Source organism: Chryseobacterium sp. AC405b, assembly GCF_979258685.1.
In genome coordinates, this window is record NZ_OZ409877.1 from 510393 (window position 1) to 522407 (window position 12015).

Below are 12015 nucleotides of genomic sequence, written 5' to 3' on the forward strand. Positions count from 1 at the left end.
ATGAAAAAAATAAAATTCAACTTTCTTCCGAATATTGACCCAAGAATTTATATAAGTTTTGGCATTCTTTTCCTAATAAGTCTTACTTTCTTTCTTTATCAATACTTCCGTCACATCGACTGTGAAAATGCAAAATATATCGTTCATGCAGACGAATTTTTAGTAAACCGAGTGGTAGAATTTTACGACAACACTGAAGGAGCGACTTCATGGAAGTGGGATTTTGGAGATAACACCGCTACTGACGACCGACAAAGAACTTTTCATCAATACAAAAAGCCAGGCGAATATATCGTAAAGCTGATCCTTAATGGAACCTGCATTCATGAAAAATTGATAACTATTTCCAGCATCAGTCAACAAAATGGCTACCTGCCAATTATTATGGCTCCGGATGTTGCGTTCGTTGGAGATGCAGTGCAGTTTAATGCAGAGAAAGAAGGTGGAGAATCCTGGGAATGGAGTTTTGGAGAAACAGCGAGTACCGACGCTTTGGGTAAGTCTCCTTTTTATAAATTTAAAACCGTCGGTGATAAAAAAATCACCCTTATCGTAAATGGTGACATAGAACATACTGCCGTAAAAACAATTTATGTAGCCCCAAAAACCATACGTGCGAAACAAAAAATAGATATCACATCCTATGAATTTGAAAGACCTCACTCTGCTTTTTCACTACCTATAGGAAGTGCACAAGAAGATCCTTTGGTTGATATGTTGCAACACATTCCTGTTTCGCCAAAAACAAAATCTAAAAAAGATTCTATTATTGCGGAGAAAAAAGCACCGGAAATATCCAACGAACAGTTTCAGTTACTACTCAATCAGGTTGCTGCACAAGCCAAAACTAAAGATGACTTTAAAGATTATCTGTGTGGCAAATATGAAATTCCTGTGGTCATCAATAATAACAGATTGATTCCTTTCGACCAGTTTTGCCAAGATATTGCAGGTAAAAAAATTAAAATATCGGCGTTAAGACTCAATAAAAACCAAAAAAACTGCATTCAGAATATCAATATCCGATACAAAGTGAAAAAATATTTGATTTGGATGAATGAGTAAAAATTAAAACACAAAACCGATGAATCAAGAAGAAGTTACCTACAATCAGGAAGTTACCAAAGCAATCAATATTGCTCAAAAAATAGGAAGAGAAAGCCTAAATGCTTATTACACCGGGGCGCATCTTATTAAAGCTATGCTCACAAGAGATTTGTCTTTACAAAAACATCTGGAAGCACTCGGAGTTGATGTTTTTTATCTGGAAGAATGGGCAGAAGTACGAATTGAAGAACTCCCGAAATCGCCCAATAAATATTCTTGCGAACCCGATGAAATTATTGATGAAATTTTTGCCGAAGCCGATTCGGTAAGAGAATTATTAGGAGAAGAAGAAATCTCCCTTTTTGCCGTAATGGTTGCCATCAGTTCACCAGGAGTTGCTTTCAAGTTCGATCAAATGAAGACTTTTCCAGTCTCAAGAAACGAATTATTAAAAGACATCGCCACTTTTGGAGTTTCAGAAATGACAGGAACCGCAGAACCTACCAAAAAAACAAACAAAGGGTTCGTACAAAAATACTGCATCAACAAAAATGAGCAGGTAAAAAAGAAAAACAAGAAAGAATTATTGGTTGGCAGAGATACCGAAATCAATAAAATCACCGAAATTCTTTGCCGCTTCAGTAAACAGAATGTTTTGATTATCGGCGATCACGGCGTTGGAAAAACGGCTTTAATAGAAGGTTTTGTTCAAAAAGTTTTATTAAAACAAATTCCTGATATTCTTTCCGGTCTTGAGATTTTTGAGCTGGATATGGGCGCACTTATCGCAGGTGCTTCTTACAAAGGCGAAATTGAAGACCGTATTAAAAATATCGCTCAGGAACTTAAGGCGATTTCCAAATCGGTTTTGATTATTGAAGAATTTCATTCTCTTTTCGGAAGCCACGGTTCAGATTCGGGTATTGTAAACCTTTTGAAAAGTGAGCTTTCCAATGGTTTAACACTTATTTCAACTTCCACCATCGAAGAATACACCAAAAAAATTGAAAAAGAACAAAGTTTAGCCGGAATGTTTGAGTTGTTAAAGCTCGAAGAATCCAGTGATGAAATTCATTTAAGAATGCTAAAACAAACCTTGGAAGATTATCAGATTCATCACAAAATCACGATTGATAATCAAACGATGAAAGAGGCAATCCGACTTTCTCAGCGTTATATGAAAGAGAAAAGTCTGCCCGCTTCTGCCATTGATTTGATTGACCATACCATGTCGGTTCTGAAAACCGCAGGTGAATCATTTTTAAAGGAAAAAAATCATTTGGTGACCAAAATCATTCATTTGGAAGACAATACCTATAATTATACGGAAGACGAAAGAAAAATTCACGCTGATTGGTTGCTGAAAGATTTAATTGAAAAAACCAAATATCTGATCAGTACGGCAGATGCTCACGAAGAAGAAAAAGAATTTCCAAAATTTGAAAATGCGGATGAAATTCTGAAATTTTCCAGAGAATTGATTGAAAAAACAGAAAAAATCGCTCAGGAGAAAAGAACGCATATCACAGAATTTGATTTAGGTTTAATTATTTCTCAAAAAACAAACATTCCAATTGGAAAACTGAAAGAAGAGGAAAAACAAAAACTCAACGATATGGAAGGCGTTCTTGCGAAACGTGTTGTAGGACAAGATCATGCAATTAATATTGTTTCCGAGGCGGTTTTAGAAACCCGATCGGGATTGAGCAAAGCCGGACAACCGATTGGTTCATTCTTTTTCTTAGGGCCTACAGGAACAGGGAAAACAGAATTAGCAAAATCGTTGGCAGAATTTCTTTTTCAAGATGAAAATGCCATCATCCGTTTTGATATGTCCGAATTTAAGGAAGAACATTCTGCGGCTCTTCTTTATGGTGCTCCTCCGGGATATGTTGGGTATGAAGAAGGTGGACTTTTGGTAAATAAAATTCGTCAAAAACCTTATTCTATTGTTCTTTTCGATGAAATTGAAAAAGCACACGCTTCGGTGTTTGATGTTTTTTTACAAATTATGGATGAAGGAAAACTGCACGACAGGCTCGGAAAAGAAGGAGATTTCTCGAATGCGATTATTTTATTTACTTCTAATATAGGCTCAGAATTTATTGTAGAATCTTTTGGAAAAGGAGAAATTCCTCCATCTTCAAAATTATTGGAAATGATGAGCCGTTTCTTCCGTCCGGAATTTTTGGGAAGGTTGACAGAAACTATTCCCTTTGCGCCCATCAGTAGAGACAATGCACTGAAAATTTTTGAAATCCATCTTAAAAAAGAGCTGCTTGATTTAGCGGAAAATCTGAATATTGAACTCGTTATCAGCAAAGAAGCGAAAGAATATCTTTCCACAGAAGGTTACGACATCAAATACGGAGCAAGACCTTTAAAAGGTGTAATCCGTGGAAGATTGAGAAGACCTTTGGCGAAAAAAATCGTTGCCGGAGAATTTAAAGATGGCGACAAAGTAGAAGTTACTTTAGAAGGTGAAGAAATTGTATGGAAAAAAATGGAGTAAATTTTTTTCAGTCAAATCTTATTTATTGGTAATCCTAAACCCAAATTTGTAGACCTTCAACTTCACTTTAAAATAAAGAGAGTTCACTAAAATGAGTTCTCTTTTTTATTTTTATTAACACAATTTTCACCTCATCGTAAAAAAGGCACAGTATATGCTAATACATAATAATAACACCCAAAAAAATTTTATTATGAGAAGTTTACTATGGTTAGTCGCAGTTATTTGTATTATTGTTTGGCTATTAGGAATGTTGAATGTTGTACCTGGAATCGGTACTAGTTCGTTAGTACATGTATTATTAGTAATCGCTATTATAGTAGTACTTTACAATATTATCAGTGGAAGAAAGCCGCTTGATTAAATTTACCACTACTAAACTATTAAAAGAAAAAATACCAACAAAATCTGTTGGTATTTTCTTTGAAAGTATAAATAAGTAAAATTAAAATAGGTTTTAGTATCCTTCATTCTGTACAAGATAACCCGGTACGCTTGAAGCTCCGTCAATAGCAGACTGAGGTATTGGGAAAAGCCTTTTTCTCACATCAGCATTGGTTTTTGATGTATAAGTATCTTCGTAATGCCCAAATCTTATCATATCTGTTCTTCTAGAATATTCCCAGTAAAACTCAAAACCTCTTTCACGGTAAAGTAAATCTAGATTAATTGAAGTTAATGCAGGAGGTGTTACTGCAGGTCTTGCAGTTCTTGATGCTCTTACCAAATTAACATCAGCCAATGCTGCTCCAGAATTTCCTTTTCTCAACTGAGCTTCGGCTCTCATTAGATAAATATCAGCTAAACGTAAAAGCACAATATCGGCATTCCCTCTGTTTCTTCCGGTGTCTGAAGTTCTGCTGAACTGGTATTTTGAAACCCTGTAACCATCGGTGTAATCTTTGTTATTTGGGTTTTCAAGATCTATTGCTAACGTATGATTGACATAGTTTACAAATCCATTTCTTTGTTCAATCATCGGATAAATTTTATATTGTCCGCTCACAGTCTGAAAAGGCTGCCCGTTGGATGCATTTCTCAATCCCCACTGAATTCCTCTCTGGATTCCTCTGTTGATTTCGTAGGTAGAACCGTTTACAAGGAAATAATGATTGGCATCATTCGCCGGACTTACTCCTGTTAAATTCTGTAAATTTTGTGGAACTGTTAAGTTTTCTTTATAAAATCTCGCATCTGCCTGCGCCGGATCTGTGCTTCCGTAAGCTTGCACCCAAGTATTGTAAAAATCAGAGGTTATTGCGGGTCCGTCTGTTCCGTTAGCTTTTGGGAAAGCCGCTAAAGGATATTGACTTCCTGATAATGACCAGTATCCCAATCTGTTGTGCGATGTGTTAAGGTCCTGACGTTGGTCGATCGCAAAAATCAATTCTTTGTTTGAATGGTTATTATCATCAAATATGGCAAAATATTCCGAAGACAAAGTAAATGTGCCTAAATTGATCACCTTATTCGTATACTCGATCACTTTATCCATGTCTGTTGCAGCGAAAGCCGGTGTCCCATAGGGATTTCTGTACACCCCTGCGTTAAGATAAAGCTGTGCTAAAAATCCATTCACGGAAGCCTGAGACATTCTTCCCGGACCTTTTGTATTGTCAAGATTATTAACTACGGCAAGAAATTCATTTTCGATATAAGAAATAGCTTCCTGTCTTCTGAGAATCTGAGAATCTTCAGAAGTTGAGTCTTTTTTAAACGCAATTCCCCAATAATCGAGCATTAACATATTATAATAAGCTCTCAATGCGCGCATTTCGGCAACAGCTTTAGCGGCATTAGCATCTGTTGCAGCAAGAGGCTGTAGCTTTTCGATGGCAGTTACAGTTCTTGAAAGCATTAATTTCATTGCATCCCAGGTTTGCTGTACCACAACATTGGTTGTAGTAGTGGTGTGCTGGTGAAGCTCAATGTATTTTCCGCCATCATACCAGTCATTATTGCTCCCTCTTGGAGGAAGAATTGCCTGATCTGAACTGATCAACTGAAGACCATAATTTTTGGTATGGGTAAATGCATCCGGAAGCGGACCGTAAGCCGGAGCGACGAAAGATTCAACAGGTGTTGCTGTTTGCGCATCTTTTGCTTCATCAATAACCATTTCTTCAAGATCTGTACACCCTATAAGTGCTAAAGCACTTACGCTAAGAATAGAGATTAAAAATTTATTTTTCATTTTTTCTTTTTTAAATGATTAATTAAAATGCTACGTTTACACCAAATACAAAGCTTTTTGCTTTAGGATAAGTAGCGTAATCGATTCCGAAAGACTGAATTTCTCCCTGAGATATACCGGTATTGATTTCCGGATCAAATCCTGAATATTTAGTAATTACAAATAAATTCTGAGCTGTTACGGAGAATCTTATATTTCTTATATGCTCGCCCAATCCTAAGATTCTAGGATTTAAATTGTAGCCTAAAGTAGCATTGTTTAATCTGAAGAAATCTCCTTTTTCAAGAAATCTCGTAGAAATTACGTTGGTATTGTTTGCACTTTCGTTAGGGAATTGTGTTGCCACGTCTGTGGTATTATTTGATAATGCCAGTCTTCCTCTTGAAAACAGTGTGGAAGCTGTGTTGTTATAAATCATATTTCCGGCAACTCCGTTAAAATTTAATCCTAGATCAAAATTTTTGTAAGCTGCTTTTACATAAAGATTATAGGTGAAATCTGGTAATGCGCTACCAGCAGCTACTCTGTCATTATCTGTAACAGTTCCGTCTCCGTCTACATCTCTGAAGATATTGGTACCGTTTTCACTTAATCCTAAAAATTCTCTTACGTAGAAAGTTCCAATGGCTTCATTGTTTATGTAACCATTAATAACAGCGTTTGTTGTTCCCGGACCTTGAGCTGATCCTGTAGAAATCACCTTATAAGGAGAGTTTTTTATTTTATTTTTAATAAAAGAAGTATTTCCTCCGATACTGTAAGTAAATTCTTTAGTCGGATTACTGTTGTAGTTTAATGAAAGTTCAAAACCGTTATTGTTGATTTCCATATTCGGGATATTTCTCCACATCGTAGGAGCCGGTGATATAGGATCTACCGTGTTTATGATCGCAAGAATGTTATCAGAAACTTTGTTGAAGAAATCTACAGTACCTGTCAGTCTGTTATTTAAAATTCCAAAGTCTAGTCCAATATTCGTTTGTTTGGTTACCTCCCACTGTAAATCTGGGTTGTCTGCTCTTACCAAATAGATTCCTACCGGATAATTTCCACTGTCGTTAAGAGGATAAGTAGATTGTGCAGTTCCGCCGGAATCAGCCCGATAACTTCTTTTTGTCTCTTTACCAGGAACTTCCTGGTTTCCTGTCGTACCCCAGCTTGCTCTCAGTTTTAAATTGTTGATTGTGCTTACATTTTCCATGAAGCTTTCTTTTGATATATTCCATCCTAAAGCAACAGAAGGAAAATAACCGTATTTATTATTCGCTCCGAATTTCGAAGATCCATCAGCTCTTAGAGTTGCTGTTAAAAGATATTTATCCTGAAAGTCATAGTTTACTCTACCAAACCAAGACTGCAATTCATTTTTATTGGCAATAATTGATGTTGTCTGATTCGCTGCACCTGCAGCAGGAATTTGATATTGCGGTTCGATTCCGTTGATTGGGAAGTTTTGGTAGTACCATCCTCTCGCTGTCAACATTAACCTCTGGTAAGAATGCCCAGCCATTACATTAAAATCATGATTGTTGATTTTAAATTTATACGTTAAAGTATTTTCTACAAGAGTATTGTTATTTGAATAATTGCTTAGGTTTAAAGTTCCGATTTCCAAAGGAATAGCATTCGGAATATTCTGAATAACCCTTTCTGCTGTAGAATAATCAATCCCTAAATTCAGTTTATAGGTCAATCCTTTAATAATTTCTACAGAAGGAGAAACATTGGCTAAAATTCTGTTGTTTGTTGTGAAATCTTTGTAAATCTGTCGACGAATTAAGGGGTTAAAAGCACCATTATTAAAAACAGTAGTAGGTGCACCATTGGTATATGCAGGATATGTAGGGTTCCAGGTAAGCATATTGGAAACTACATCTGTTGAATTGGGCCTGTTATTTTCGGTTCTTACTCCGTTGAGGTTGAAGTCAATGTTTACTCTTCCGTCAAATGCTTTTTGTGAAACATTGATACGACCAGAATATCTTTTTAGATTACTGTTATAAAGAATTCCTTCCTGATCTTCATAACCTAAAGCAGCATAATAATTTGAGGCATCTGTCGCTCCTGCTGCTGAAAAATTTACACTTTCTGAAACTGCCGTCCTTGTCAACTCATCCTGCCAGTCGGTACTTCCTCCCATATCATCTAATTTTCCTCCTGCGGCAGTTACCTGTCTTCTGAATTCGTCTGCGCCAAAAACATTCATTTTGTTGGCAAGATTTGAAATCGTAAGATTAGAAGAAAAATTCATCTGAGTTCTTCCCTTTTTTCCTTTTTTGGTAGTGATGATGATAACTCCATTGGCACCTCTCGCTCCATAGATTGCAGCTGCTGAAGCATCTTTTAAAACATCCAAAGATTCAATATCATCAGGATTAATGAAGTTCATCGGGTTATTAGCTGTTCCGGTGTTGCTGTTATCGATTACAAAACCGTCAATCACGTAAAGTGGAGTCGTTCCTGAACGTAAACTTCCTACTCCTCTGATGATAATATTCTGGTTAGCCCCCGGCTCACCACTTACATTACTCACATTCACTCCGGCTACTTTCCCCTGAAGCAACTGACCAACATTGGCAACCATTCCTTTATTAAAATCTTCACTCTTTACAGATCCGATGGCTCCTGTGACATCAGATTTTTTCTGACTTCCGTATCCTATCATGACTACTTCTTCAATATCAGTCAATTTGCTTTCATCCTTGACGGTGTCAGATTCTTTTTTTTGCGCAAATGTTAAACTTACACAACTCATCAGAACTGTAGGTACTAAGTAAATACGTTTCATTCTTTTTTTTGTGCAAAATTAGCTTTGGCAAACCCCAGAATATGTTAATTAAGCTTTAACAAATGAATATTAAAAAGTTAATACAATGTGAATTATATTGCTAGAAATTAAATTTATATAAATTTTTTTAACCGTTTATTTTACAGTATTCTTTTAATCAGCAAACTAACTATTAACATTGAATTTACTATGTATAACTCTACTTTTTGAAACAAGATTTGTAACTAATTTTGCCCACTTATTTCAATTTAATTATAATATTAAAAATTTAATGATAATGAAATTTATCTGCACAATTACCAAATCAGCAAAAGTGATTTTATATTCTTTGCTTCTTTTTACAGCATTTTTTAAAGCTCAAACACAAAAACCAATTAATATTATTTTTATGATTGGCGATGGTATGGGTGTTTCTCAAGTTACTTCAGCATTCTATTTCGGAGATTCAGAACCTAACTTTCAGAAATTTAAAATTGTCGGACTTTCAGAAACGTCTTCCACCAGTGATTGGGTTACAGATTCTGCAGCAGGAGCCACCGCTTTGTCTACAGGACAGAAAACATACAAACGTGCCATTGGAGTAAGTAAAGACTCTATTGCATTACCCACAATACTTGAGCAACTTCAAAAGAAAAATTATCAAACCGGATTGGTAAGTTTAACGAGCATTACGCACGCAACACCGGCATCATATTATGCACATGTAAAAGACAGAGACTTACATGAAGACATTGCTTTGGATCTTGTAAAAGCAAATGTTAATTTTCTTGCCGGCGGAGGTCTGAAGTTTTTCAATAAAAGAACAGACGGAAAAAATCTTTTAAATGACTTTAAAAAACTCAATTATAATATTGATACTCTGAAACTTTCTAAACCCGTTCAAAATAAAAACAACTTTTATTTACTGGCGCAGGATGAACTTCCAAACAAAGTTCAGGGCAGAGGTGATTTCCTGCCGGAAGCGACACAGACCGCATTAGATTATTTATCAAAAAATAAAAAACCATTTTTCCTGATGGTTGAAGGTTCATTTATCGATTGGGGAGGTCATGCAAAAGATGGTGAGATGATGGTAAAAGAAGTTTTGGATTTTGATAAAACGATTGGCGTTGTCATGAAATTCATCAAAGAAAATCCAAACACACTTCTTGTAGTAACTGCAGATCACGAAACCGGAGGGGCAAGCATCGGAAAATTTATGGAAAAAGATTCGGCCGGGAAGGAGAACAATATCAAAGAGAAGGTTCAGATCAATTTTATTGATAATCAACATACTGCAGCTTTAGTTCCGGTGTTTGCAATGGGGAAAAGCGAAGAATTGTTTTCAGGAGTTTATCCCAATAATACAATTTACCACAAACTTGTGGAAGCTTTAAAAAAAGCTGGCGTTCAGCTTCAATAATTCAATTAAATAGAAGAGTATGATTTCATTTAAATATCAATTATTATGTATCTTTTTGTTGGGATTAAAAATTTCTGCACAAAATCCTAAAGCACATTCTCACAACGATTACGAACAAAAAATTCCGTTTTGGTATGCGTTAGGATCTGGAGCACAATCTATAGAAGCAGATGTTTTTCTTGAAAATAATGAATTATTTGTCGCTCATCATCAAAAAGATATTTCCAGAGAAAGAACTTTTGCAAATCTCTATCTGAAACCTATCGAACAAGCTATTGAACTTAAATTAAACCCACAACAACCCATTCAGATTTTAATAGATATTAAAACAGATGCAAAAACGACCCTTCAAAAAATAATTTCTGAGATCCAGAAACATCCAAAGATCATCAACCAGAAAACTTTCAGCTTTGTGATTTCAGGAAATCAACCCAAACCTGAAGAATTTACATCTTATCCTGATTTTATCACATTCGATTATCAAAAATTACAAAATCTAAGTTCTCAACAATGGGAGAAAGTTGCATTGATCAGCTTAAATTTTAAAAAATATTCAAGTTGGAATGGAAAAGGCGGATTAACGGAAGATGACCTTTCGAAAGTAACAAGCATTATTAAAGAAGCTAAAGCTTTCAACAAGCCTATTCGTTTTTGGGCAATCCCGGACTCTAAAACTTCCTGGGAATTTTTTGTAAATGCCGATGTTGATTATATCAATACAGACAAACCGAAAGATTGCGTTGAATATATTTCGACTATAAAAAACAGAACCTTCAGAAACAATTTTTTCTCAGAAGTTTACACTCCAAAATTCTTATATGAAAATAAAAATATCCCTGTGAAAAACGTCATTCTCCTGATTGGCGATGGTAATGGGTTGTCTCAAATATCTTCATCAGTTTTGGCCAATAAAGGACAATTAACTTTAACACAACTGAAAAATATAGGCTTAATCAAAACATCATCTACAGATAATTTCTCAACCGATTCTGCAGCCGGAGCATCAGCTTTCGCAACAGGAAAAAAAACCAAAAACAGGTTTATCGGGATGGATTCTCAAGGGAAAATAATCGAAAATCTCACTGAAATTTTATCTAAAAAAGGTTTTAATACAGGAATTATCACCACAGACGAAATCATGGGCGCGACACCTTCCGCATTTTATGCCCATCAAAAAGACCGCAGTATGGAAAAAGAAATCACACAGGATTTAGCAATAAGTAAACTTACCTTTTTCGCTGCCGGAGGAAAATCTAAAATCTCAACTTTACCGCAATTTAGCATTGCTGAAAAACCTGAAGATATTGGAAGCAGCAAAGAAAATCGTTTAGCATACTATATTGCTGATAACGGAGTTCCTTCAATATTAAAAGGTCGCGGAAATATACTCTCAGAATTGGTTGAAAATGGTTTACAGTTTTTAAATGCGAAAAACAAACCTTTCTTCATGATGATTGAAGCAGCACAAATCGACAGCGGCGGTCACAGCAATAATACCGGAACAATCATTACAGAAGGAATAGATTTTGATAAAGCCATCACCAAAGCAATCCGGTTTGCCGATCAAAATCCGGGAACACTGATCGTTATTACCGCAGATCATGAAACGGGAGGATTCAGCATTCCGCATGGAGATCTTCAATCTAATACAGTTGAAGGAGATTTTACTACAGATGATCATTCAGCTACGATGATTCCTGTGTTTTCGTATGGTCCGAAATCAGAAATCTTTACCGGAGTTTATGAAAACAACGAGATCTTCCATAAAATTTTAAAGGCTTTACAAATCAAATAGAAATGTAAACTTACAACACATAATAAAAATGCAAAATATTAATTCAGACACAAGATAATACCCTGAAAAATTAGTTTTCACCTCAATTTTTAATAAAAATTTAAACTAAAAAGTTTTGAAATTTAAAATATTAAAGAATAGATTGGGACTATCAGATTTAAATTAAATGATAAACATCTGAAAACTAAAATACTAAAGTCTGAGACAATAAAATAAGCCATACTTGTCGACAAAAAAGACTAAAAAAATGTTTTATCCTAAAGAATTTTATATATTT

General features: G+C 35.4%; 7 protein-coding genes. 5 read left to right on the forward strand and 2 right to left on the reverse strand.

Translation table 11 applies throughout. The features are described 5' to 3' along the window. The 3 genes from ACZZZA_RS02500 to ACZZZA_RS02510 all read left to right on the forward strand — a co-directional run bounded on the left by ACZZZA_RS02500 (nt 1) and on the right by ACZZZA_RS02510 (nt 3923). Nucleotides 1–1065, forward strand: a complete 1065-nt coding sequence (locus ACZZZA_RS02500) for a PKD domain-containing protein (RefSeq protein WP_463429643.1) — start codon at nt 1–3, stop codon at nt 1063–1065. A gap of 19 nt (nt 1066–1084) precedes the next feature. Continuing rightward, a complete protein-coding gene (locus ACZZZA_RS02505) occupies nt 1085–3559 on the forward strand; it encodes an AAA family ATPase (protein ID WP_463429644.1) in 2475 nt (824 codons plus the stop codon). Nucleotides 3560–3752: 193 nt separating this feature from the next. Continuing rightward, nucleotides 3753–3923: a lmo0937 family membrane protein gene (locus ACZZZA_RS02510; RefSeq protein WP_117584646.1), complete on the forward strand. Its 171-nt coding sequence runs from the start codon at nt 3753–3755 to the stop codon at nt 3921–3923. A gap of 93 nt (nt 3924–4016) precedes the next feature. Here ACZZZA_RS02510 and ACZZZA_RS02515 read toward each other — a convergent pair whose 3' ends face one another. Further along, complete coding sequence (locus ACZZZA_RS02515) at nt 4017–5753, reverse strand: RagB/SusD family nutrient uptake outer membrane protein (RefSeq protein WP_463429645.1); 1737 nt, start codon at nt 5751–5753, stop codon at nt 4017–4019. 22 nt (nt 5754–5775) lie between these two features. After that, nucleotides 5776–8541 (reverse strand): SusC/RagA family TonB-linked outer membrane protein, encoded by a 2766-nt coding sequence (locus ACZZZA_RS02520; protein WP_463429646.1) that lies wholly within the window; start codon nt 8539–8541, stop codon nt 5776–5778. A gap of 277 nt (nt 8542–8818) precedes the next feature. On the opposite strand from ACZZZA_RS02520, the gene ACZZZA_RS02525 reads away from it, so the two are divergent. Both ACZZZA_RS02525 and ACZZZA_RS02530 read left to right on the forward strand, forming a co-directional pair. After that, on the forward strand, nt 8819–9943 hold the full coding sequence (locus tag ACZZZA_RS02525) for an alkaline phosphatase (RefSeq protein WP_463429647.1): 1125 nt from the start codon (nt 8819–8821) through the stop codon (nt 9941–9943). Nucleotides 9944–9962: 19 nt separating this feature from the next. Further along, nucleotides 9963–11738, forward strand: coding sequence for an alkaline phosphatase (locus ACZZZA_RS02530; RefSeq protein WP_463429648.1), 1776 nt, complete (start codon nt 9963–9965; stop codon nt 11736–11738). Nucleotides 11739–12015: the final 277 nt, after the last annotated feature.

What these genes read in the sequence shown, in the direction of transcription:
- ACZZZA_RS02500 (WP_463429643.1), top strand. Translation starts at nt 1, where the DNA reads ATGAAAAAAATAAAATTCAACTTTCTTCCGAATATTGACCCAAGAATT.
- ACZZZA_RS02505 (WP_463429644.1), top strand. Translation starts at nt 1,085, where the DNA reads ATGAATCAAGAAGAAGTTACCTACAATCAGGAAGTTACCAAAGCAATC.
- ACZZZA_RS02510 (WP_117584646.1), top strand. Translation starts at nt 3,753, where the DNA reads ATGAGAAGTTTACTATGGTTAGTCGCAGTTATTTGTATTATTGTTTGG.
- ACZZZA_RS02515 (WP_463429645.1), bottom strand. Translation starts at nt 5,753, where the DNA reads ATGAAAAATAAATTTTTAATCTCTATTCTTAGCGTAAGTGCTTTAGCA.
- ACZZZA_RS02520 (WP_463429646.1), bottom strand. Translation starts at nt 8,541, where the DNA reads ATGAAACGTATTTACTTAGTACCTACAGTTCTGATGAGTTGTGTAAGT.
- ACZZZA_RS02525 (WP_463429647.1), top strand. Translation starts at nt 8,819, where the DNA reads ATGAAATTTATCTGCACAATTACCAAATCAGCAAAAGTGATTTTATAT.
- ACZZZA_RS02530 (WP_463429648.1), top strand. Translation starts at nt 9,963, where the DNA reads ATGATTTCATTTAAATATCAATTATTATGTATCTTTTTGTTGGGATTA.